Source organism: Dictyobacter halimunensis (genome assembly GCF_036245075.1).
This window is the reverse complement of sequence record NZ_BSRI01000001.1, coordinates 1,597,903-1,622,953: the sequence shown is the minus strand read 5'-3', so window position 1 is coordinate 1,622,953 and position 25,051 is coordinate 1,597,903. Positions and strand designations below refer to the sequence as shown.

General features: G+C 53.8%; 16 protein-coding genes and 1 tRNA gene. 8 read left to right on the top strand and 9 right to left on the bottom strand.

The window, feature by feature from the left end; translation table 11 throughout:
• Positions 1-22 precede the first annotated feature (22 nt).
• From AABA21_RS06470 to AABA21_RS06450, 5 genes are all read right to left on the bottom strand, one after another.
• A complete protein-coding gene (locus AABA21_RS06470; RefSeq protein ID WP_338248163.1) occupies positions 23-1,264 on the bottom strand; it encodes a glycosyltransferase family 4 protein in 1,242 nt (413 codons plus the stop codon).
• Between the two features lie 188 nt (positions 1,265-1,452).
• The gene (locus tag AABA21_RS06465; protein WP_338248162.1) at positions 1,453-4,752 is read right to left on the bottom strand and encodes a type 2 lanthipeptide synthetase LanM family protein; all 3,300 of its coding nucleotides are present in this window, start codon (positions 4,750-4,752) and stop codon (positions 1,453-1,455) included.
• Between the two features lie 263 nt (positions 4,753-5,015).
• Entirely contained in the window at positions 5,016-5,417 is a 402-nt protein-coding gene (locus AABA21_RS06460) for a mersacidin/lichenicidin family type 2 lantibiotic (RefSeq protein ID WP_338248161.1), read from the bottom strand.
• Between the two features lie 240 nt (positions 5,418-5,657).
• Positions 5,658-6,059, bottom strand: coding sequence for a mersacidin/lichenicidin family type 2 lantibiotic (locus AABA21_RS06455; protein WP_338248160.1), 402 nt, complete (start codon positions 6,057-6,059; stop codon positions 5,658-5,660).
• Positions 6,060-6,299: 240 nt separating this feature from the next.
• Complete coding sequence (locus tag AABA21_RS06450; protein WP_338248159.1) at positions 6,300-6,539, bottom strand: hypothetical protein; 240 nt, start codon at positions 6,537-6,539, stop codon at positions 6,300-6,302.
• 669 nt (positions 6,540-7,208) lie between these two features.
• Here AABA21_RS06450 and AABA21_RS06445 point away from each other — a divergent pair.
• Together AABA21_RS06445 and AABA21_RS06440 are read left to right on the top strand one after the other, a co-directional pair.
• Positions 7,209-7,610, top strand: coding sequence for a hypothetical protein (locus AABA21_RS06445; protein WP_338248158.1), 402 nt, complete (start codon positions 7,209-7,211; stop codon positions 7,608-7,610).
• Between the two features lie 3 nt (positions 7,611-7,613).
• Complete coding sequence (locus AABA21_RS06440) at positions 7,614-9,878, top strand: peptidase domain-containing ABC transporter (protein WP_338248157.1); 2,265 nt, start codon at positions 7,614-7,616, stop codon at positions 9,876-9,878.
• A 66-nt stretch (positions 9,879-9,944) separates the two neighbouring features.
• Here AABA21_RS06440 and AABA21_RS06435 read toward each other — a convergent pair whose 3' ends face one another.
• Positions 9,945-10,721, bottom strand: a complete 777-nt coding sequence (locus AABA21_RS06435; RefSeq protein ID WP_338248156.1) for a phosphatase PAP2 family protein — start codon at positions 10,719-10,721, stop codon at positions 9,945-9,947.
• A gap of 508 nt (positions 10,722-11,229) precedes the next feature.
• Positions 11,230-13,716, bottom strand: a complete 2,487-nt coding sequence (gene pulA, locus AABA21_RS06430; RefSeq protein WP_338248155.1) for a type I pullulanase — start codon at positions 13,714-13,716, stop codon at positions 11,230-11,232.
• Between the two features lie 209 nt (positions 13,717-13,925).
• Between pulA and AABA21_RS06425 the strand changes: the two genes are divergently transcribed.
• Positions 13,926-13,997 (top strand) — tRNA-Asn (locus tag AABA21_RS06425).
• A gap of 59 nt (positions 13,998-14,056) precedes the next feature.
• Here AABA21_RS06425 and argE read toward each other — a convergent pair.
• Complete coding sequence (gene argE / locus AABA21_RS06420) at positions 14,057-15,271, bottom strand: acetylornithine deacetylase (protein WP_338248154.1); 1,215 nt, start codon at positions 15,269-15,271, stop codon at positions 14,057-14,059.
• 255 nt (positions 15,272-15,526) lie between these two features.
• Here argE and AABA21_RS06415 point away from each other — a divergent pair, with 255 nt between their 5' ends.
• The 5 genes from AABA21_RS06415 to AABA21_RS06395 all read left to right on the top strand — a co-directional run bounded on the left by AABA21_RS06415 (position 15,527) and on the right by AABA21_RS06395 (position 23,463).
• Positions 15,527-16,039 carry a DinB family protein gene (locus AABA21_RS06415; protein WP_338248153.1) on the top strand — a complete coding sequence of 171 codons (513 nt, stop codon included), beginning with the start codon at positions 15,527-15,529 and terminating at the stop codon, positions 16,037-16,039.
• Between the two features lie 344 nt (positions 16,040-16,383).
• Positions 16,384-17,352, top strand: a complete 969-nt coding sequence (locus AABA21_RS06410; RefSeq protein ID WP_338248152.1) for a helix-turn-helix transcriptional regulator — start codon at positions 16,384-16,386, stop codon at positions 17,350-17,352.
• Positions 17,353-17,485: 133 nt separating this feature from the next.
• Positions 17,486-17,875 (top strand): secondary thiamine-phosphate synthase enzyme YjbQ, encoded by a 390-nt coding sequence (locus AABA21_RS06405; RefSeq protein ID WP_338248151.1) that lies wholly within the window; start codon positions 17,486-17,488, stop codon positions 17,873-17,875.
• A 160-nt stretch (positions 17,876-18,035) separates the two neighbouring features.
• A protein-coding gene (locus AABA21_RS06400; RefSeq protein WP_420917081.1) for an IS3 family transposase occupies positions 18,036-19,213 on the top strand; the annotation gives its coding sequence in 2 pieces (ribosomal slippage) (positions 18,036-18,326 and positions 18,329-19,213; 1,176 coding nt in all).
• Between the two features lie 344 nt (positions 19,214-19,557).
• On the top strand, positions 19,558-23,463 hold the full coding sequence (locus AABA21_RS06395; protein ID WP_338248150.1) for a DUF6788 family protein: 3,906 nt from the start codon (positions 19,558-19,560) through the stop codon (positions 23,461-23,463).
• A gap of 128 nt (positions 23,464-23,591) precedes the next feature.
• Here the strand turns inward: AABA21_RS06395 and AABA21_RS06390 are convergent, their stop codons facing one another.
• Positions 23,592-24,425 (bottom strand): Stp1/IreP family PP2C-type Ser/Thr phosphatase, encoded by an 834-nt coding sequence (locus tag AABA21_RS06390; RefSeq protein WP_338248149.1) that lies wholly within the window; start codon positions 24,423-24,425, stop codon positions 23,592-23,594.
• Positions 24,426-25,051 lie beyond the last annotated feature (626 nt).

The following is a 25,051-nucleotide window of genomic DNA, read 5'->3' as shown; positions in this document are numbered from 1 at the left end:
TGATTGGCAGGCTCAATCTCTCTCAGCGGGATAACACAGCTTCGGATAAGAGCTGGTGCAGTTGCAGATTCAATTTGTATGTTAAATTCGTATAATCGAAATGGTTTCGGACATACGAGTGTCCTTTTTGTCCGAGCTGTTCGACCACTTCGGGGTGGGTATAGAGATAGTAGACCGTTGCGGCCAATGCCTCCGCGTTTTCTGGTTCGCAGTAGATAGCGGCTCCGGCCTGTTGCTCGGCGACCTGGCGTGCTTCGCCTTTGACTGCTAGCAGCAGAGGGCGACCGCATGCCATGGCCTCAAACATTTTCATTGGCAGCATCCCTTCGAAGATAGGGAGCTTGCGTGTATGAGCCAGGCAGACGTCGCTGGCCGCCAGCAGGGTGGGTACCCACTCATGTGGTAGTGGATTGAGAAAGTGGACGTTATAGAGCGCTTTATGTCGGGCCATGGCCATTAGAGCTGGCTTTTCGGCGCCGTCGCCTACCAATACAAAGCGAATCGCGGGATAGCCACGCAGCCGCTCGGCCGCCGCCAGCACCGTATCGAGTCCATGGGTCAGGCCGTGGGTGCCCGCGTACAGCACGACAAAGCCCTGTCCCCATCCCAGCGCCCGGCGAGCAGCGGACCGCGAGGCGGGATAGAAGCGCTGCGTATCGACACCATTGGGCAGTAGAAAGACCTTCTCGGGCGGTAATCCCCGGCGTATGAGCGTCTCACGCATATGGGCCGTCACCGCCCATACTAATTGAGCCCGGCGATAGGTAAACCACTCTAACCAGCCGGCCAGTTTAATCAGGTATGGATTGCGTACCGCCCCCAGCTGCACGGCCGATTCAGGCCAGAGGTCCGCGACCCAGAAGATGAGCGGTACGCGCCAGCGCCAGCGCAGAAGATGGGCGGCGATCACATTAAAGAGCGGGGGAGAGCCGGTGATGATCAGATCAGGTGCGCCAAGCGCTTTGCGGCTCAGCAGGGCGGCCAGGCACCCAAAGGAGAGATAGGAACAGATGCGTTTAAAAAAGCCACGATTAGGGCTGGCGTAGCTCCATGTACGCACTACCCGCACCCCATCGATGTATTCAATCTGCGTCAGACGCCCACGATAGTGTTGTGGCACAATACCGCTGGGGTAGCTGGGGAGCGTGGTCAGAACCGTAATGGTGTGCCCATATTGGAGGAGACGCCTGGCCGTCTCCCCGACGCATACCGCGGCGGCCGCCTTCTCTGGATAGTAATAACGCGTGATAAAAAGAATATGCATACCCCCACTACCTTCCTTCTACAACCATACAATGCTCTTTTTCATCTCTTATAACGTATGAGCCAGCAAAAATTCGTCCGCGGGTAGAGATAATGGCTATGCATATACACCAAAGGAAAAACGGTGCAGTGGAGTTTACAGGGGTTAGCCCCTGTAAACTCCACTGCACCGTTTTTCCTTTGATGAGGTTATATGTTGATGGGTGGGGCGAGCAGGAGGACGGATGGGATGCGGGTGGGGGCGGCCATGCGCAGGAGCGTATAGCCGATGCCAGCCAGGCCGGTCATCAGTCCGGGCACTTCGATGCCCTGGGGGACCCCTGTGATCCAGCCCTGTTCACGAATGCTTTGCAGGAGCAGGGCAGACAGGCGTTGAACGTCTTTATGGTATCTATCGGTGGCCAGGACCTGGTCGGCGCTGAGCAGGATATCCAGATTCCCCATATCTCCGTGGCAGAGGGAATGGTTGGCTTCAAACCCCCGCCGCAGGGTTGTGTTGAGCGCGTTCGTGATATCTGTATACAGGGCATCCTGGGGATCAGCCTCCAGCGAGCCAAGGCGGGCGAGCGCGATGCCGGATGCCCCATGACACCAGGAAACCATGTCGTTGGACGCTTCTTCATTGTGTAAGGATTGTCCATCTCCCTGCACGGCTGCCTGGTGATGCTTGCGCAGGTCGTGCCAGTTCTGATGCTCTGGTGAATAATGAGCTGTTTCATAGGCCACGGCTTCCCTGGCGGCTGCCTGGAAGCGTTGTTCACCGGTGACGGCATAGAGTTGAGCGAGACTCATGGCGATGCCGGCGTTGCCATAGACAAAGCCGGTTAATGGTACCTGGTCGTCGCTTCTGCTCCAGCCTTTTCCTTCCGGTGTGGAACGCATATGTGTCAGTAGATGCTCCCCACATTCGATCGCGATCTGCAAAACGGCCTGGGTGGGATGAACTTTATAGAGGCTCAGCAATGCTAGCAGGCAACCGGCAACACCACTATTGACATCGTATGCCGTCTCGCGCGCGATAATTGGTGAGAGCTGTTGAATGAGCTCCTCTGCCTCCGTATACAGCTCATCCTCGTGCCACAGCGTTCCCAGGTGGGTCAGCAGGTAGAAAAAGGATCCCAGGCCTGTAAAGGCGCCCAGCCCATACTCATCTCCCTGAACGATATGGGTATGGACCTTCATGCGCGTGGCCTGAAGGGCTTTGCGGGCCTGGACCGTATAGCGCTCTTCTCCTGTTTGTTGTCCCAGATAGGCCAGGAACAGCGCGATGCCTCCCGAGCCATTGTAGAGCTCGGCATCGGTAAACACGATCTGCCACTCGGTTTCTCTCATCTGGATCAGCGTGAGCCATTCCACGATGTTCTCATTATGGAACGCGGTCTCGATCAGGCGATCGCCGATCTCTCTGGCCAACGTCAGGCAGTCCTCTGCCGTCGCGGCCGGGCTCTCGGGATTAAAGCTGAGAGCGCGCTGTACCTGTGGATCGGTCACCTGTGTGATGCTGGCAAAGGCCGCATTGATTAGCCATTCTTGCCGCAGCAGGTTTTGATCATCAAAGGACTGCAGGTGGCGGATTGCTGCGTTCATGCCTGTATCCTCAAAGAAATCCGGGATCACCTCACCCTGACTGCTGATGAGATCGATGGAGTTCGCGCGTGTCGTAAAGATCGGGATATCCGCGAGTTGCAGGTCCAGGCGCTCCTGTGTGACGACCCGCGCCAGCTGTGGATCCTGCTCAACGTTTATCCATAAGCGATCAAAGAAACGGTCCCGATCCAGGGCGTTACGCAGAATATCGGGGTGGAAGCTATTGTTGACCAGGATGCTATAGTAGCCGGTGGCGCGAATCAAGCAGCGTATCTCATCATGGGTGAAGCGCGGCAGCACCTCGGCCAGTAGTTGCTGGCGATGCTGGCGCAGAAGTTGATAGACGGCGCGAAAGCCAGCACTGATGGTCTCGCGGAACATATCTGTGTCGATATCCTGTTCGTTGAGGGTCGGACGATGATCTCCCAGCTTGACTTCGATGTGTTCAAGGCGCATCTGCATGTTATCGGTGCCGATGTCAGCCCAGCGCGTCACCGGCGTTGGCGTCATCTGACCAGCCGCTCCTCCCAGTCCGCTGACATCGATTCCTTCACCCTGGTCGCTGCTCCAGATACGCTGGGGGAGCAGGCCGATGCGCAGTACCGAGTAATCCAGCGCCCGAATGGCGGGCGATTGTTTTTGCCGCTCAATTTCCTTGAGCAGATAAGGATGGAACAGGGCTTCGAGATCGATCAAAACGGGATGCTCGCCGGCGGCGATAATGTTTTCGGCATGGAAATCGGTGGCGGCCAGCGCATGGAGCAGGGCCAGATATCCTCCCTGGCGCTCATAAAAGCGCTGTACCTGTTCCATGGACGTGCAGGTCTGGGGAGCGATAAACTCGGCCCAGCCATGGGTGGATTTCTGCACAAGTTTTATCGTACGGAATCCCAACTGGTAGCCATGTTGATTGAGCCAGGCCAGCAACTCCTGGAAGTGAGCATCTACCGCCAGCGATCGTGGCTTGTAGACGAGGCGAAAGCCTGAATCCCATACCAGCACGGCAACGCTGTGGCCCCGACGGTGGGTATCACCCTGGCCCGCGTTAATCTCAATCAGCGTTCCCGGATCACGTTGAGGGCTAAACGTTGCTACGATCTCTGGCCAGTCATCGCAGAGACGCGTCAGTATCTCCAGGTTATAGTCGACCCACATGTCGATGCTCTCGACTAGCATGCGCGCCAGGACGGCGTATTCTTCAAGCAACTGGAGCATGTTCTGTGGCTGGATCAGCTGCTCGACAAAATCCTGAAAACGCTTCTCTGCCGTCTCGCCCTGCAGGCGTCCCTGCAGGCGTGCGATATGCAGCTCCAACACCATCGTCTTGACCATCTTGGGCAGCAGTCGGTCCGGAATCTGTGCCAGTAGCAGCGGAATGATGGTATTTGGATGAAAGGGCAGGTGCGTGTACATGTGAGCTAATGCGTGGATGCCTGCTTGCAGACGCAGGAGCCCGCTAATAATGAGAGGCTCTACCGCCTCCAGAAAGGCTCCTGAATGATTTGGCCTTTCCTGTGGCTTAAAGATCTTCAGAGGGGATTGCTCAGGTGTGTAAAGTGTATATGCATCGATCAGGGTGTGTAGCCAGGGTAGGGCGGCGGTGTCCGCCAGGCGCTCTTGTAGTTGTTCCGGTGACTCGGCGAGTAAGAACAACGCTTCTTTCTCCGTCAGACCATCGCTGGCCAGGCGCTGCTCAAAAAGAGACGTATTGGGAAACGGTAGTTGCTCCTTCCAGCGGTTCAGATGCTTGCGTGCGCTTTCAAGCTGTGCTTCTGTGGCTGCCTGTGTTTCTTCAGTATCATGCTGTGGTAGTGAAACCGTGCGCTCGGTCAAACTCAAGGCGCGAAACCAGCCGGCTGTATAGCTGTCGCGTTGTTTATTCGTCTCTAGACTCTGTTTCATATATTTATTTCCGATCAAACATCCCTGAGGATGAAGGTCTCAATCGTGACACGTATTAAGCAATAGAGCTAACTCTATGAATATTGATCTTATAGAGATCTCTGGCTTGGAACTGTTTAGAAAAACCTGGCCTGTCGCGCTTTGCATAAAAGCATCGTATTGCGCGGCAAGCCGATCAACTCACTGATCTGGCGATGTGAAACTGGTTGGCGTGACGTGATAACCATGGTTATCACGTCACGCATGTTAGTATGGACCCGTGACTAGCAGACGCTACAGGTTGCATAGTAGCTTGAGCTGCATCCGGCGTTTGCGCCTACGCTTGCTCCGGCATCATAGATGTAGGAGAGGTGCCAGCTACCGGCTGGTGTGCCAGGGGCACTGGCGCCCGTGCCAGCCGTGCTTGCATAGTTGCTGGGAGTGTTGCCACAGGCCGAGCAGAGGCCGGTAATATTGATATCGAGACCAGCTCCGGCGCCGTAACCACTCGTTGAGGAGGCGGCTCCGGGAACACCAACGCTATAAGCGCCGGTGACGCTGGCCAGGTCGTTATCCGTTAACTCAAGGGCTCCAACGGGATTCTCAGGAAGCTGGGCGAGCTCTTCGCTGGTGAGGGTTCCTCGATACTGGGCATCTTTCCAGGCGCGTGCAATGTCTAAACTCATGATATGTAACCTTTCATTCGTTCAAAATCTTCATTCATCAGCACCCTACCGGACCCGTAGAAGTATGGGGGTCTGTATAAGGTAGATAGGTGCGGGCATGTTGTCATTGTTGGCAGAGTAAGTGTTGTTCATGCAGATTGCTGCGAGGAGAGGAATCTGGTACTTTCTCTCTCGCCTTGCATCAAATCCTCTTTAGTAGCTGATGCAAGCAACAAAATCATGCGCGAAGTTCTGCAATAATTAGCAGACGTTGCAGCTGGTATAGTAACTCGGGCTGCAGCAGCCAGCGCTCGGGCCTACGCTTGCCCCGGCATCATACACATAGGAGAGGTGCCAGCTGCCTCCCTGATAACCAGGGGTAGATGCGCCGCCACCATAAGTTGAAGAGTATTGACCACCGACATTTCCGGTGGCGCAGCAACCGGTGAGATGGATATCGAGGCCGGCCCCACCGCCGTAACCACTCGTTGAGGAGGCAGCTCCAGGAACACCAACGCTATAGGCACCGCTGACGCTGGCCAGGTCGTTGTCTGTTAACTCAAGGGCACCAACGGGATTCTCAGGAAGCTGAGCAAGTTCCTCGCTGGTGAGGGTTCCTCGGTACTGATCATCTTTCCAGGCGCGTGCAATGTCTAAACTCATGATGTGTGTAACCTTCCGTTCATTTAAAGTTTTCATGTACGAGCACCCTGTCTGCCTGTTGACTATACATACTCTCTACAGGTAGAGCAGATGCAGGCACGTTATAATCGTTGGCAGAATAGATCATTCATGTATGTCGCCCAGGAGAGGAATCTGTGATTCCCCTCCTTTTCTGCATCAGCATTTTTGGGTCTGATACAAGCAACCATGAAATGAGCGTTTCACGGCTAGAGGCCAGTACTAGAAGCAACCGCCACCAAGACCAAACGGGTAGCCGCCGTAGAGGCCCCCAAAGCCGCCGTAGAGGCCCCCAAAGCCGCCGTAGCCAAAGCCCTCGTAGCCACAGCCCCCAAAGGGAACCTCGTAGCCAAAGGGAAAGCCGCCATAAAAGCGGCGGCCGAAGCCGCAAAATGCCCCCTCAACCTGTTCCAGGTCAGAATCGTTTAATTCAATCTGCTCAACTGTGTTTTCAGTGTTCATGTTATGTATCCTTTCTCTTTGCGTCACACAAAGACTCAAAATTCCCGGTACCACTAAAATTTATAAGAGATATGTGAAGTTATTAGCGATTTAATTACAATCACACGAAAAGTTCAGGTATCGCTAAATACTTCTTATTGTAATTCTTCTCTTTTTGCGTTCCTTGTCGCGGTACCTAAATGCATTATAAAAATTCGCAAAACAACCGTCCGGTGAAAAAATCATATAGAGTTTAAAAAAAATTCATAACAAGGCTTTCGTTTTGTATTATGTCTACATCCAATGAATACTTTTTAAATATTGCTGTATATAGAATAATAAAATATAAATCGAATAGTTGTGATTAAGAAGTTGATAACATGATACATCGCACTTTATAAATTTATAGCCTCTTTTTATTTCATGAAAAAAAAATTATGTAAAACCTCATAAGGACCTATTTGGGTGAATTCTTATACTGTATATAGTGGCAAAATTATAAAGTATAGAATGTTGGGTGGATTGCAGTTATGTCTACGTCTTCGCAAATTTTTAGGGAAGAAGCTTTAAATCATTATAAGAAGAGAAGGGATAAAGTAACGCTGCCTCATTTCCGGGCCTTGCCAACGGCGTTGCTGATATGGATATTATTCGGGATCGCTGCCGCGGTGGGGTGTGTCGCCTGGAACGATGAAATTCCTATCTACGCGACCGCGCCAGGGGTTGTACTGGACCAGCAGGGCCAGGGGGCCGCTCATCAATCGGGAGCGGAGGCCGCTCTTTTTTGCCGCCGGCCAACTTCCCCAGTTACAGGTAGGTCAACAGGCACTGGTGCATATCGGTGCATCTAAAGAAGACCTTGCCAGTAAAGTGATCAAGATTGAGCCTGGCGTGCTCAGCCCGAGTGCGATTCGTCAGCGCTATGGATTTATGGCACAGATCGTTACGCAACCTTCCATTGTGGTACTGATACAGATCGACAAGGTACCCGCGGCCACCTTTGGGGGGTCTGTGCTGGTCGCGAATGTGAAAACAGGGTCGCAACGCATTCTTTCAATGTTGCCGGGTCTGGGTAGTTTGATGAAGGGGTAAATTATGGATGCCAGCGAACAAAAGACGCAACTTCTGCCGAAAGAAGGAGAGAAGAAGAGGTTCCCCTATTTACAACACCCGATGGTCAATAAGATATGGAGAAAGCGCGTTCCCGTAATCCTGCAGATGAGCGAGGTTGAGTGTGGCTTGGCCTGTCTGGCGATGATTATGACCTATCATGGGCGTCAGACGACCATTTCTGAATTGCGGGCGAATTATGGAGCCGGCCGCGATGGTATCTCGGCCTTAAATATGGTGAAGGCGGCCCGCAACATGGGGATGATTTCGCGGGCCGTTGCCTTGCAGAAGAACGATTTTAAAGACGTGACCCTGCCGGCTATCATTCACTGGGAATTCAACCACTTCCTGATCGTGGAAAAATGGACCCCCGAGCAGGTGACCGTGGTGGATCCTGCGACGGGTCGCAGGCAGCTGGACGCGGAGGAATTCAACGGGAGCTTTACCGGTATCGTCTTGATGCTGGAGCCCGGCATGAGCTTTCATCGCCGCAAAATTACCTCCTCGCTCTCCCTGAAAATGTACGCGGTGCAGGCCGTGCGCCAGGCCCCGGGAGCGTTGATCCAGGTGATCTTAGCCTCCATTATATTACAGGTCATCGGCCTGCTTCCGCCTGTTCTCACGCAAACGGTCATCGATAAGGTTATCCCTTTCCATCTGACAAACGCCATGATCCTGTTGGGAGCTGGCATGCTGATGATGCTCTTCTCGCAGTCCTTTATTACCCTGCTGCGAGAATGGCTGCTCATCTATGTGCGGGCACGCATCGATACCCATATGATGCTCAGCTTTTTTGAACACCTGCTGCTCCTGCCCTATAATTTTTTCCAGCAGCGTTCCAGCGGCGATCTGTTGACGCGTATGGGCAGCAACACGATTATCCGAGATACATTGAGTGGTCAGGTGATCTCTACCGTTCTTGATGGGAGCATGGTCATCCTCTACCTGGTGATTTTGATGGTTGTGGCGCCAACCTTTGGGCTGCTGGCCCTGGTCATCGGTGTATTGCAGATCATCTTGATGCTCAGTGTTTATCGCACCATTGCCAGCCTGGCGGCGCAGGAGTTGACGGCCCAGGGTAAGTCGCAGGGCTACATGGCCGAGGCACTGGCCGGCATCGCTACCCTCAAGGCCGCCGGTGCTGAATACAGCGCCCACGACCGCTGGACCAATCTATTCTTTGATCAGTTAAACATCTCGACGCGCAGGGGTTACATCTCAACCATCGCCAGCACGGCCATGACCCTCTTGCGTGGCTTCGCTCCCATGGCGCTGCTCTGGGTAGGGGCGACGCAGGTCCTCAATGGTACGCTCTCCGTTGGTACCATGTTAGCCTTAAGCTCTCTCTCAACCTCCTTCCTCTCGCCTCTATCATCGCTGGTGAGTAGTGGGCAGCAGCTACAGATCGTACAGGCACACCTTGAGCGTCTGGCCGACATCATGACCTCGGAGCCGGAGCAGCACGCCCAGACGTTGAAATCGCCACCCAAGCTGACCGGCCATGTGCATCTGGAGAATGTAAGCTTCCGCTACTCTCCCGAGACGCCCCGTGTGCTGCATAACATCAATCTGCATATTGTCGCCGGCCAGAAGGTGGCCATTGTCGGCCGGACCGGCTCTGGCAAGAGCACGCTTGGCAAGCTCCTGCTGGGTCTCTACATTCCTGGTGAGGGACAGATCTATTACGATGGCATCCCACTGAACGAACTGCAATATCAGGAGGTGAGAAGGCAGTTCGGTGTGGTCTTGCAGGATTCAGCTATCTTCAGTGGAACCGTGATGGAGAATATTCTGTTCAATAATCCACACATGGATAAGGAGTATGCCGTACGCGCAGCCCAGATGGCCGCTATCCACGACGATATTGTTCGCATGCCACTTGGGTATGAGACGCCTGTAGCTGAAGGTGGGAGCGCGCTCTCGGGTGGTCAGCGCCAGCGCCTCGCCCTGGCCCGTGCCATCGCCCATCATCCTGCGATCTTGCTCTTAGATGAAGCAACCAGCAACCTGGACGTGGTCACAGAGCAGATGGTCGCTCAGAATCTGGAAACCGTGCCCTGCACCCAGATCATCATCGCCCACCGCCTGAGCACGATCCGTAACGCCGACGTCATCCTGGTCATGGATCAGGGGACGATCGTCGAGAGCGGCACGCACCAGGATCTGCTGCAGAAGAACGGTTTCTACACCAACCTTATCAAGCAGCAGATGGAGAAGAAGTCTCCGCGTCCGCTCCTGCGTAAATTCTAATAAGCAGTATGTAATAGAACGCAATGGGTGTGGTGGGCGATCGCCCACCACACCCATTGCGTTCTATTACATACTCGTCTGCTCTTTTTTGAGGCGACGTTTATATTGCATGTTCGTGACCCAGCGGTAGCAGAAGATGAGCAAGAATAGCCACAGGGTGCCTGACAGGTAGCCGCCGAGCACATCGCTGAGCCAGTGTTCGCCCTCCAGGACGCGTGAATAGCCAATGCCCAGGATGGCCATGACGGCGAAGATCTGGAACGGGATTAAGACCCAATGGTAGCGCCATTCGCGCACCTGCCTGGTGAAGGTAATATATAAGAGCGAGCCATAGAAGACGACATCATGTTCAGTATGACCGGATGGAAAACTGTTATACGTGAGCGGCGTATAGACGTGGATCAATTTCGGGCTTGGACGTGGGCGTACGACGAGGTCGGCGATCAAGATGTTGATGCCGTTGCCAACGCCGATGGTCAGTATAAAGAAGAGGGCATCTTTCCACCAGCGAATCAGTAAGAAGAAGATAAAGACGACGGTGGTCTCGACAATTGAGGGTGGAATATCATTGACGGTGCTAAAAAACGTGATCACAGCAAGTAGCCAGGCGGGATAATGAATGGCCTGCACGGCACGCGAGAATGCCACCTCGCCTGGCAGGGGTCCCTTATGAAGGTGCAGGTAATAAGCAGCTCCGGCTAAGAGACATAACCCGAGCACCCAGAGAAGTCTTTCAATGATACGTCGCACATGGGTATCATGTCGATCTTCTCCTCCAATGGTCTTGTCCGGATGCCGGGGGTCTACCACAGGTTGTCCGATAGAATCGATTGCATCAGCCATATAACAATTTGCGTGATGCAGGTCCCCCTTGGTTCACCCATGGGGAGGAGCATCACGCACTCCTTTCCTGCGTGACTCTTTCTCGTGTCACCTTTTTTCTATCGCCCCTTGCGGGGAGCCGTTTTTGGTGGGAACGGCCAAACCCGCACCGGTTTCCCGGGTAATGTGTGCCGAAAGGGTTTCTTGAATACGGCACCGCCTCGAACCCCGTCTGGCTGTTTAGCCACATTCTGTAGAGCTTGGAACTGGCAATGCATTCCAAGGTACCTATGCATTCCTTCCGAACGTAGCCCGATAGCCTTCCGAAGAAAGCCCTGGCTGGGGCTGGTCAAGTCCGGACCTGCAATAGCCGGGCAGAAGTCACCCCTATTTACAAGCCCCCGCCTGAAGGCGTGGGGTACTTGACATGGTTTCTCCATACTTAAAAAATTACGTAACTAGTGTGGTACACGTACGGTCGAGTTATGGAGATGCAAAACGATCTATCCTGGCAATTGTGCCCTGCCTTTTATGCGTTTTGATACAGGATCAGACAGGTTATGGCGGGCACTTCGAGGGTTCCACTTACCTGTTCCGGTCCCTGTTCGCTGACCTGATCCCGTGAGGTGACCAGCGCCCAGTTGCCCTCGGGCAGTGTGAATGACGTGGATGCGCTATTGGGGTTATAGATGACCAGGATCTGCCGCCAGCTATCCTGGTTGGCATGCGGCCCCAGTTGAAAGGCGACGGTATTGGCGGGACCATCCTGGAAGGTCAGATGCGCATTGATCTCTTCCTCCGTGGTCATGCGGAAGGCGGGATGATTCCTGCGTAGCCTGATCAGGCTGGCATAGTATTCAAACACATCCTTATATTTGGCCTTGTGAGACCAATCAAACTGATTGACGGCATCACCCGCGTTGTAGCTGTTGTCATTTCCCCCCTTTGAGCGCAGGAATTCATCGCCGCCCTGGAAAAAGGGTATCCCCTGGGAGGTCATCAAGATCGCCAGCACCAGTTTATCCATCAGGATGCGTTCGGCCTCGCTGGCCTGCTCGCTGCTGGCCGTGATCTTATCCCACAGCGTCAGGTTATCGTGGCTGGAGGCATAATTAACGGCCTCAGCTGGCGTGTCTGTAAAGTCATGAATGCTCCCGCTGACCGCGCTTCTGATCTCGTCCACCTGCTCTCTATCGCCGGTCGCGAAGCCTTTCATATCGTGCGCGAAGACATTGCCGATCAATGCGTTGCGGATGTGGTCATTAAAGACCGCCATGCGTTTGCCGCGCTGCTGGCCCTTGGTAAACAACTGCTGGACCGGCAGGGCTGAAGCGCCACCAATCCAGGGCTCACCGTAGATCAGGAGTCCCGGATTGAGTGCGTGTAGATCCTGCTCAATCTTGCTCATCGTATCCACACCCAGCAGAGCCATCAGATCAAAGCGAAAGCCATCCATATGATATTCTCGTACCCAGTAGCGGAGGGAATCGCGAATGAACTTCTGCACCATCGGGCGCTCACTGGCGATCTCGTTGCCGCAGCCCGAGCCGTTGGTATACTGACCACTGGTATTGGTGCGATAGTAGTATCCGGGCACGATCTTATCGAAATCCGAGTTGCCGGTCAAGAAGGTATGATTATAGACGACATCCATCACGACCCCAATACCAGCCTGGTGCAGGCTTTGAATCATCTGCTTGAACTCGTTGATGCGGGTGGCACCATGAGGGGTGGTCGCATAGGCACCTTCGGGCACGTTGTAGTTGCGAGGATCGTAGCCCCAGTTATATTCATCGGGTCTGCGTTCATCCACGCTGGCGAACTCAAAGGCTGGCAGTACCTGGACATGGGTGATGCCAAGTTCTCTTAAGCTTTCCACGCCGGTTGACATCTGGTCGGGGCTGCTGGTGTTGCGCTCGGTGAACGCCAGGAACTTCCCTTTATGTTCCATGCCCGAGTTGGGATTGATCGAGAAGTCGCGAACGTGGAGCTCGTAGATGACGGCATCGACCGGGTTGGCAAGGGCTACCGGACGATCTGCTTCCCAGCCAGCAGGATTGGTCTTCGCCAGGTCGACGATCATGGCGCGGGTTGCGTTGACCGCCAGCGCGCGCGCATAAGGATCGACCGCCGTCTGGGTCTGCCCTTGCACGGTTACAAGGTAGAGGTAGTACCAGTTCTCCAATGCCTGCTCTACGTTGACGTACCAGGTCCCTTTCTCTGCTCGTTGCAGAGCCAGCTGACGTGTAATGCCGCCCGTCTCGCTCTCGAACAGGAGCAGCTGCACATCCTCGGCAGTAGGAGCCCAGAGACGAAAGGCTGTAGATTGAGGCGTCAGGGTAGAGCCCAGGTCATCACCCTGATAGACAAACTGGTCAGCATTCAGGATCGTGCGGGGCACGATGGGGGCCGCCGCGTAGCCGCTCAACTGAAGCTCCAGCGTATGGGAAACATCGGGCGCCGCTTCCAGCGTAATGGCGATCAGAGCCGTGGTGGTGTCAGCCGCCTTTGGCAGGATGGCATTGGGATTATTGATGCTATCGTATACTTCCGCCTGCCGGGTGACCGGGCTATCTGGTACATAAGAAAACGTAACAGGCGTATGATCGGTCGCGATGGTGAGCGTGATATTTTCTGGCGGTATCACATCGCTCCAGCCATTGTTAAACGCGACCTTATAATGATAGGTGCCAGCTGGTAGTGAGGCGGTATATTGATAGAGATTGGGATGTACCTCGTGCAGACGTGTATGATCGTCATCGGTATTCCAGTCATTGGGCGCACCCAGGATATGCTGAAGATCGCCCACGACAATCGCGTGATAGGTATGCGCATTTTTCATGACCGCTACCCCGACACGTTGTCCGGCAGTCACGTCAGTGACGGCTATATCCTGCGTTGCATATGGGAGCGTGACGCCAGTTGACAGTGACGCCAGCACGATGGTCTCACCATCAGTGTTGATATCTAAGAAGGCACTGGTTATTGATGCCAGGGGGTCATCTGAGGTCTTCAATGTAATCTCTCTTTTCTTGAGTCTAGACAGGGAATTATATAAGCTTAATTATACCTCTGTACCTCTTCTATTGAAGAGTATATCAGGCAATCAAAAATGCTGAATAAACGCTACCGATTTTCCCCCAAAAAGAGAGAATTTCAGGTGTGGTAGGTATTGACAAATGACCTGTCGTGGTTTATTATATCAACGTTCAAGAGCAACGTTATTCCTCGATAGCTCAATGGTAGAGCAATCGGCTGTTAACCGATGGGTTATAGGTTCGAGTCCTATTCGAGGAGCCCGATCAAAAAGGACCACTACAATAGTGGTCCTTTTGTTTTGCTGTGTACGTTCGGGACTAGTCCTGGGCGCACCACTCCGTGATGATCTGTTCCACCTTTTCCTGTCCGCTTAAGAAATGCTCAACCGGGATGCTCTCATTGGGTTGATGCGCCTGTCCCAGCGCGCCTGGTCCACAGACATATGAGTTGATACCGATATGCTGAAAATTGCCCGCGTCGGTGCCATAGGGTGCGCCATGCTCAACAGGTCTATCAAAGACGCGACTGAGCAATGCGCTGAGCGGACTCTGCTGCGGCGATTTCATCGGTGGGGTGGCATGTAGATTCTCGATCGTCACGTTGCATTCAGGAGAGAACTCGCGCATCTTACTGATAACTTCGCGCTCAATGCGATCCTCCATGGTCCTTAGAATCTCCTCGGACGTATCGCCGGGTGAGACACGCAGGCTCATCTTCAGACGGCAGGTATCCGCGATCATATTCGCCGCCAGTCCGCCACCGATGATGCCAAAATTAAAGGCCGAGGGCGGACACTCGGGAAAGAGCTGTGTATTTTCGGGCGTGATATGCTGCTCAAGCTCCCCATCGATTTCAGTGATGATGCGTATCACATCACCCATCTTTTCAATGGCATTCAAGCCTTTTTTCGGCACGCTACTATGGCCGCCGATGCCGTGCACGACCAGGTCAAAGGTGGCATAGCCTTTATGGGCCGAATAGATCTCAAAGTCTGTCGGCTCACCGATCAGCGCCATCTCCGGCATCGGGAAGGTCTCCTCAAAGAATTGAGGCAGTATCTTGATCAGTTTGCCCGAGCCCTGCCCCGCCACCTCTTCATCATAGGTAAAGACAAACAGGAGGGGACGCTTAAAGTCCTGGTGCTGTTGAACGACCTGTTTGGCCGCCACCAGGGCCTGCGCGATAAAGATCTTCATATCGGCCGTGCCGCGCCCATAGATGCGTTTGCCATCTGTTTCCATCACCAGGGGATCGGTTTTCCAGCCTGGCTGACCATCAAATGGCACTACATCGATGTGTCCCGAGATCATCAGGCCACCTGGCTGTCTGGGACCAAACCACGCCAGGACCGACGCCTTTTTGACCCCATCAACATCATCCGTAATCACCTTCACGTTAAAGCCGATCTCTTTTAAATAGTCTTCCAGATATTCGACCGCTTCCAGATTACTATGTGCACTGACGGTATCAAAATTGATCAGCCGACGAGAAACTTCCCACAGCTCGCTGCTTTGAATGTCATGTGTACTCACGTATATCTTCCGTCCTTCTAACAATGTGTGGACCACGCACGTCCCCTGTTATAGTAGCACATGCTTCTCTGTATAGCTTACCTTTTTCAAAATCTTTTCATGATACTTTTCATAAGATCGTGTTTTGGAATGCCCCGCGGTGATCCTGCGTGGCAAGAAGAGCAAGTTAAAAGAAGTTTTGCATCTTTCTCTGTGCTATGGTACTTACACTTCTCCTCATAGGAGCACATCATCAGAAGCAAGGAGCAGACAGCTATGACAGAACAGGTATCTCCCCTGGCCACATTTTACAAACCAGGTTGGGAGAATTATCAACAAGCCATTGTCAAAACGATCGCACCGCTCTCCTCCGAACAACTTGCCCTCTCTGTAACAACCCATCACCGCTCGATCAGAGAGCTTCTTGAGCATATGATCAGTGCAAGGGTCAACTGGTTCTCTGGATGGATGGGAGAAGAAAACGCTCCTCTGGTCGGATGGGGAGACGAATCATATGTGCCTGAGGCAGCAGAACTGGTCGTCATGTTTGAGGAGACCTGGCGCGTGATCTCTTCTGCCCTGGACCGCTGGACTTCCGCCGATCTGGAGCAACTTATTCCACCCTCGGCCTCCCATCAGGCATGGCTGCGAAATCAAGGACTGGAAGAGGAGTCTGCGCACGCTCGGCAGTGGATTGTCTGGCATGTCATGGAACATGAGATCCATCATGGAGGCGAGCTATCCCTGGCCCTGGGAACCTATGGGGTGGATAGTTTCTATACCTGGTGAGGATTAACGATCCTCATACCTGGCCCGGTGCTACGCAGGCGATCAGCAGGCGCAAAGGAACAACAGATGCCAGCCTCTCTCGGCCTGGCATCATTTAACCCCCTCAACCGTTTTCGCCCTTTGCACGTCCATGATAGCAGGGTCGGGAAGATGGCCCGGGTAATTGGTTCTCATCTCTTTCAGTTTATCACACGAGAGGTCTTTCGCCTATTTCCCAAACACACGTTAAGAATTGAATGCGACGGTTTCTCCTCAGAATCATTCATGACACACTTTGTCATATTGGTGTGTTACAGTAAGGAAGAAATAACGACGAGTTTGATCCCTGCTGGTGGAGGAGCGATATGCGTGCAGACCGTTTGCTTTCAATTATGTTGCTTTTACAGGTGCACCGGCGTCTGACGGCCCGTGAACTGGCGCAACGCCTGGAGGTCTCTGAGCGGACGATTCATCGCGATATGGAGGCTTTGAGTTGCGCGGGCATCCCTGTGCTGGCCGAGCGCGGTACCGGGGGCGGCTGGAGTCTGATGGAGGAGTATCGCACCAATCTGACCGGGTTGAATGAGCATGAGATACAGACCTTGTTTCTGGCCCGGCCCTCACATGTCTTGAGTGACCTGGGTCTGCACCAGGCGTCCGAAGGGGCCCTGATCAAATTGCTGGCCGCGTTACCAGCGGTCCGCCGCCGGGATGCTGAATATGTGAGCCAGCGCATCCATATCGATACAGCCAGCTGGCATAGCCGCGAGGAGGCTGTCCCCTCCCTGCCAACGCTGCAGCAGGCGATCTGGCAGGAGCGTAAGATCTGCTTTACCTACCTGCGCGGCGAGACGCGGGTGGAGCGCGTCGCCGATCCGCTGGGACTGGTCGCCAAAGGGAGTACGTGGTATCTGGTGGCGGCGGTGGATGGACAGAGTCGCAGCTACCGCGTTTCACGTGTTCAGAGTGTACGTATTATGGAGGAAGCATCTTTGCGCCCATCCGACTTCGACCTGGCCTCTTTTTGGACGCAGTCGTCGCGAAATTTTACCTCTACCCTGCGCTGGTACCAGGCGACCATACGGGTCGCGCCTGATGCGGTGACGCGTATCTATGGATCGAGTAGATTATTTCGTGTTGAGCAGACCGAGGTCGTTGATCAGGGTGGCTGGCAGATCTTTCACCTGGGCTTTGATACGCCCGATGAGGCATGCGCCTACATTATCAGTTTTGGTGACCAGGCAGAGGTGTTGGAGCCTGCGGAACTCCATGCAGAAATTATTCAGCGGGCTCGCTGCGTCCTGGAGCATTATACAAAGAAAAGCCTCGTGTAGCAACGCAAAAGCACGATACAACATAGCCATAACAGCGTATGGGAACGCGTCGGCTCTCTGGCGGCGCATGCTACAATTTGATCAAGTGCGAGTACACTTTTTTTACTTGGAGGAGGCCAGCATCGATACTCAAATGAAGACACTGCACATTCGTACCCAGAAAAAAGATGAGATCGTCGATATTACCGAGACGGTAGAGGAATATATCCAGCATACCAGAAACGAAAGCGGCATCTGCTCGCTTTTCGTAGCCCACACAACCTGTGCCATTACGACCGCTGATCTGGATCCCGGTACCGACCTGGACTTCCTGGATGCCTTGCGTGCTATGCAACCCGATCTCAACTATCGTCATCCACACAATCCCGAACATACGCCGGACCACATTCTTTCCTCACTGATCGGGCCCTCGCTCGTCATACCATACACGAACCGCCGCTTGCTCCTGGGAGTCTGGCAGCGCATCGTACTGGTCGAGCTGGACGGCCCACGCCAGCGCACCGTACAGATCTCTACGTTCTAATCTCAGCGAGACAAAAAGAGCGGGACCACAAGGTCCCGCTCTTTTTGTCTCGATAGTTCCTATTTTTTGCGTTTTCTGAGAAGATGGTAGTAAAATTGTTTTATGAGATACAAAGGTCACTATGTAATTGTCCCGGTTTGGATGACTCAATAAACTGAACATGGAGAGTCGGAGAAGGAGTGAGGAAATCATGGCAACGGGACAGACATACGACAAAGCCTTTAAGCAAGAGGCAGTGCGATTGGTACAAACGAGTGAAAAATCACAAAGGCAAGTGGCAGAAGACCTGGGAATAGCGATGAGCACGCTGAGCCGCTGGTGCTCAGAATTGGCAGCCAACGGAGAACGAGCGTTTATCGGGAGTGGACATCTGCAGCCAGAAGCGGAGGAGATGCGCCGCTTACGCCGAGAAAACGAGATCTTAAGACAGGAGCGTGATGTCTTAAAAAAGGCGCTCGCCATCTTCTCGCACCGGTAGAAGACCGTTTCCACTTTATCGAGCTCCATCGAGGCCACTTTGAGGTCCGCCTCATGTGCCGCGTGCTCTCGGTCTCGGTTGGTGGGTTCTACGCCTGGAGGAAACGTCCTGCCTCGGCCAGAGAGCAAGAAGATGGCACCATTACCGAACAGATTGTGAACATCTATCGCCAGCACCAAGGGCGCTACGGCAGCCCACGGATCCATGCACAACTGCGTGATGAAGGCATTCATGTCGGGCGTAAACGCGTCGTACGCCTCATGAAGCAGGCACAACTGGCAGCCCATCACACGACCCATCGCGTGATGACCACACGAGCAGACCCAGCCGCAGTTCCTGCGGAAAACGTGCTTGACCGTGCCTTTCTGGCGCAGCGACCTAACGAAAAGTGGGTTGCTGACATTACGTACATTCCGACAGGGAGTAGCCGGATGTATTTGGCGGTGGTGCTTGATCTCTTCTCTCGACGCGTTGTCGGGTGGGCGATGAACCACAGACAAGATGAGGTGCTCGTGGAGCAAGCAGTAACCATGGCGGTCACCCACCGCAAGCCTGCAGCAGGGCTGCTGCATCATTCAGACCGTGGTTGCCAATATACCAGCCAGGCGTACCAAGCCTTGCTCAAAGGTCTCGACTTTCAGATCAGCATGAGTCGGAAAGGCAATTGCTGGGACAATGCAGTCATGGAGCGGTTCTTTGGAACCCTCAAGCGAGAATGTACCTCACGGGCACACTTTGTGACCCATGAGGAAACACGTCTGGCCATTTTCGAGTACATCGAAGTGTACTACAATCGAGTGCGCAAGCATTCCACATTGGGCTATCTCAGTCCAATGCAGTTTGAAATCATGAAGAACTGACTTTTCCACTTCATGGGATCATTCAAAGCGGGACAACAACACTACCGTATTCCACAGTGCAAGGAAGAAGAGATTACAGGGCCACTCGCGAACTAGAGCAAAATATTGATGATTTTGAAAAAGTGTGATATTTTCTGAAATTAAAGCGCATACTAAGATGACCAGGTTATAGCTATTTACCAGTATATTTTTTCTATTAAAAAGTAGGAATCGATTGATAGTAGCAGGCATGTGTCATAACAGAACAATAGGCCGGGACTATACCAGGGCAGGTATCGTTCTTCTGTCTATTCATGGCATTGGCAGGCGCGAGAAGCGTAGACCTATAACGAGGAGTGTGTGGCATGACACAGCATAACAAGATCACCTATCATCAACAAGTGACTTATTGTGGAAAGCCACGTTGTCGAAGGTGCCGCGAAGGGATTGGTCATGGTCCGTACTGGTATGCGTACAAGACCGTGAATGGGCAGACTACGCGGACCTACATCGGGAAGCATCTGCCTCCAGAGGTACAGCAAACTCTGGATACACCGTCAACCGTGACAGGAGATAGTGCTGTGATCTTACATTTCTCCCCACTCTCCACGACCGCGCCGGAATCCGAAGCGATCGCCGATGTGGACAATGTTGTGCTGCGTATCTCGACGCTGGGTCAGTTTCGCCTGGAAGAACGAGCCTCACCAACACGTGGCAAGCAGAAGGGACGTAACTGGCGTGTGATTGATGATGCCGCCTGGCAACAACGCTCGGTGCGCGCCTTGCTCTCCTATCTCCTTTGCTGTCCGGGCCGACGCTCTACCCGTTCCCAGGCTATCCTGACCCTCTGGCCCAACGATGATCTTGCGGTCGCCAACAACTCACTGAACAAGACCCTGAACTCCCTGCGAAAGATCTTAGGGCATCCCTCGGTCAAACCGGGCCAGGAGCAGCCTGGCAATGCCGGTGAACGTTTTGTTGTGGATGGTGACTGGTTTGCCCTGGCGGGCCAGGAAAGGGTCTGGATCGATGCCGATGAATTTGAACGCATGGCTGAGCAGATAGAGCAGGGTGGCAGTGCTTTAGCGCAGTACGAAAAAGTGTTACAGGATACCATCGCACTCTACAAGGGTGATTTCCTTCTTGAGGAGCGTACCTCTGAATGGGCGGTCAGTCGTCGCCAGTCCTTGCGGCAAAAATGGATCGATCTCCTCTTGAAGCTATCCAGCTTCTACGCGGACCGCAATGAGTATGCGAAAGCTATCAATGTATTGAATAATCTGTTGCTGAAAGAGCCAGCCAATGAACTGGCCATCCAGCAACTGCTGGTTGCTTTGATGAAGTTAAAGCGGCGCGGTGAAGCCATTCAGGCGTATCAGCACTTTGAAAAGATCTTGTATCGCGACTACAAGGCTGTTCCGGCCGCTGAAACGCGTGCCCTGCACGCCGCGATTCGTTCTGGCGAGGGGCTGGCCGATATCGCCTTGAAAGCGGAGTCAGCGGCCATCCAGAGTCCAGAAAAGCCGGCCTCTATGCGCAAGAAGACGGGTCGACACGGGAGCGTGGCGGCCGGTTCCGCACAGGCTCGTCACGTGTTGCCCGCGCCTCCCTCCAGCGAACCAATCGGGCGCACACATCAGGGGGATCTTATTGGCCGCGATAATGAACTGCTGGCTATGCGCATGCTCCTGCGCAATGTTGAGCAGAACGCACGCCTGCAACTGGTGGGAGCGCGCCGCGTGGGTGGAATTCCGCTGGATACCCAGCGGCAGCCACAATTTCTCTTATTAAAGGGCGACCTGGGCATCGGCAAGACGCGCCTGGCGGAAGAGCTAGGGCGTGAGGCGCAGAGCAATGGTTGGAACGTTATCTGGAACCGCATCTACAAAATCGAAAGTGTGATCCCCTATCGTGTCTGGGTTGAGGCGCTGCGCAACATCTTGATCAAGAGTCCCGGTGTCATTTCTTCGCTCAGCACGGAAACGCTGCGCGCCCTCTCGACATTAAGTGGACTCCTCGATGTTCTTCCGGCAAATATCGCCGGACGTAGCGCCTCGCTCTCCCTGCTGCCCGAACAGGCCAAATACGCGTTATATAACGCCGTCAGCGACGTGCTCAAGCAGACGAGCGATAACGGTCCCGTGCTGATTGTCCTGGACGATATCCAATGGGCGGACGTCAGCAGTTACGAGCTCCTCGGTCACCTCGCGCGCCAGCTCACCGGTTATCCCATCGCCTTCTTTGCCACCTGTCGCGAATCCGAGGTGCCAAAGGAGGCCTCTCATCCATTGCGCAAGATGATCCTGGAGATGCAGCGTGAGCATACTATTCTGCCGATGGACGTCAAGCCGCTCTCCCCCGAGCAGATCAAGCTACTGGTTACCAACCTGTCTCCTCTCCCCGAGGAGGTTGTGAACCGCATTCAAACGCACGCGGATGGTAATCCTTTCTTCGCCGAGCAACTGGCCCGTTCTGATGCCGCCAATCTGCCGATGACAATCATCGAAGCCCTGGGGGCGCGTATCAAACTGCTCAAGCCTAACTGCCGGGAATTGTTGCAGCATGCGGCCGTACTGGGGGGCTCGTTTGAGCTTCCTATGATTTGCATGCTCGAAACAGGCTCTGATACCGATGATAATGACGTTATCCTGCCGCTGCTGGATGAGGCATGGAAATTTGGCGTGATTACTGATGAGGGCAGTGGTACACGCATCACCTATCACTTCTGGCACCCGTTGCTGGTCACGTATCTTTACGATAATCTCTCTTCCATGCGACGGGCCATGTTGCACCGCAAGGCTGCCGAGAGCATTATCAGCTTAAATAAGGGGCGTGAAGAGAATGTGGCCGCGACGGTGACCATGCACCTGTTGCGAGCCGGAGCGGAGGCCGATAAAATCGCCTACTACGCGGAGCTAGCTGGCAATAATGCGTACAGTGTATCGGCCTACGCCGCCGCCGCGACCCATTACCAGATAGCGGTGCAGTATTTAAAGCAGGTTCGATCCCAGGATATGCTGCCACAGCTTATCTCCCTGCTGGAACTGCTGGCTGAATGTACCATGAACAGCGGTGGTGACTCCGAAAAAGTGTGTAGCCTGTTTCATGAGGCGCTTGAACTGCGCCGCAGTCATATGGCCATGCTGGATCCACAATCTGAAGCGCGACAGCAGGCGCTACTCTGGGATCAGATGAGCTGGACCTGGCGCTACCGGGGTGATCCGCAGCAGGCCTGGCATTGTTGGACGCAGGGCGAGCAATTGCTACGCGCGGCGGGAGTCGTTGGTGGACCCGTCTGGGCGCGCCTGTACTATACCCGCAGCAACCTCTATCAGATGCAGGGTTTGTACGAACAGGCGCTGCATAGCGCGCAGGAAGCCCTCTTATTATTAGAAGAAGGCCAGCAGCAGGGCCCGGTCCGGCCTCCCACGGATCGTAAAGCGTGCAAGACGCTGATGCAGCGCATCATCGAAGGGTATCCTGATCTTTTGGGACGCCTGCAGCGGCATATGGGCTCAATCGCGGTCGATATGGGGCAACTCAGCCAGGCGCTGGCCTATCAGAATAAGGCGCTGGCATTTTTCGAGCAATATGAGGAGCAGAGACAGATCGCCCATATCTCTTCCAATCTGGGCTTTATCCATCTTAAAATGGCCCAGTACTCGGAGGCGCAGGCCGCGCTCCGGCGCGCGCAATGGATGGCTGAAAGCATTGGAGACCGGCCGTTGCTCTCGCTGGTCTCCAGCAATCTCGGCGAACTGGATGCCGCATTGGGGGACCTGGTTGAGGCCGAAAAGCAATACGAGGTCGCTTTACAATTGAGCCTTGTGCTGGGTGATCGGGAATATACCAGCAAATGGAACTCCAACCTGGCCGGTATCTTCCAGGCGCGCGGCGAACTGGCTGAGGCGGCCAGGTGTATCCGTACAGCCTTCTCTGTGGCGCGCTCGATGCAAAACGCGCCATCGATTGGCCAGGCGCTGGTCGCGCTGGCGAACATACGCCTGGCGCAGGCCACGGCCATCCAGGGAGATGAGCGCAAGCGTGCCCTCTTATTGTGTCATGCTCAGACTGATATCGAGCGTGCGCTGGGTCTGGAGGTCGAGGCTGAGACCCGGATGAAGGGGCAACTTGCCCTGGCGCAGATTACCTTGATGCGTGGTCAGCAGCAGGAGGCCAGGCAGGCGTTTGAGGAGATTATGGAGGAGGCAAGGAGCACAGAGCACCTGCAGATCGTGGAGAAGGCCGAACAGTGGCTCGCGCAGGCATAGCGTGACGGGTGAAGGAGCGCGTCATGTCTCCACCGGTCGTCGAACAGAGCGCTCTTCAGGCCGGGAGCATGGCCGCTTCAGGGTTTTTTGATCGATATACTTTGATATATGTGCGTGATCGAGCAGAGCTATCTTCGATAAACGCGTGCCACGATCGCTGTAATATTATCGATGCCGCCCTGGGCATTGGCATACTGTACCAGGCGAGTGACGCTCTCCTGTGGGCCAAATTGTTCGACAATACTGGTCAATTCCTGGTCGTTGATCATGCCGCACAATCCATCGCTACAGAGGACCAGCGCGTCGCCCTCTTCAACCTGTTCCACAAAGACATCGACTTCAACCTCTGGAAAGGGGCCGAGGGAGCGGGTAATAATGTTGCGCATAGAGTGCATTTGTGCTTCTTCTTCGGTCATCTGGCCCATGCGAACCTGTTCCGCGACCCAGGAATGATCTTGTGAGATCTGCCGTACCTGCCCATGCCGGACCAGGTAGGCGCGGCTATCCCCGACATTGGCGATATAGGCGATGTCGCCACGCAGGACCGCGACCACACAGGTGGTCCCCATGCCGCTATGCTGAGCATTTTCTGTTGCGCGTTGATAAATAGTTGCATTGGCATAGCGAATTGCACGTATTAAGCTGGCGGGAACATCGGTATCGGTATCCTGGTAGTAGAGCGTGCAGACAGAATCAACGGCAATCTCGCTGGCGACCTCACCAGCTGCATGTCCTCCCATACCGTCGGCCACAATAAATAAGGCACCCTTCTGCTCTAATAACTGCTGATCTTTGGGGATAATATAGGCAACACTATCCTCATTATGCTGGCGCTTCATTCCAACGTCGGTGCGCTGCGCCACGTTGAGGGCCAGGGGACGTGTTTTTTGCCCATGCTTTTGCTGTGCCGCGACCGGGGCTGTAGATGATCGCACAAACAGTTGCCGAACTCGCGAACCCACGCTCAATCTCTGCTCTTTCTGTGGTGGTGTGGATCGGTCATGAATGGTATGTGAAGGAAATATTTCCATTAAGCTTCTCCAACTCCAATCATTGATAAAAAATATATGCCTGGATCCTGCTATACCATCTATTTATAGAACGTCCGCAGCTGTCTCTCTCGTCTTCATTAAGAAGAATGGGCACTGGAAATATGGGACTTTTGTCTCCGCCATAGCCTTCTTATAGTATCGCGTAAATCCTGCTAAACAGGATTTACGCGAAGCCTCTTTTTACAAGTATACTCACCAATTCAAGTTGAGCATGTTCAATTTGCCGCCAACGGCAGAAGAGGACAGTTGCTTAATGAACCCTATATGTTTTCTTTGCTGATGCTGCCTGCACGAGATATTTACATAGGTTATTTACGTTCTATTTTATAGTATAAGGACGTAGATTTGTATACTTCAATAATCATAAAGTACTACGCCAATAACAGACATTCACGCCTTGAGCGCTCCCACACGGGCGTCCGCGCAGCGGTCGCCCTGTTTTTGTATATTGGTGCGTCGGGGGCGCATCCGCGCCCCCGACGCACCAATATACAAAAGATCAGCTCTTGCCATATTAGGGCCTGCGGTGATTGTAT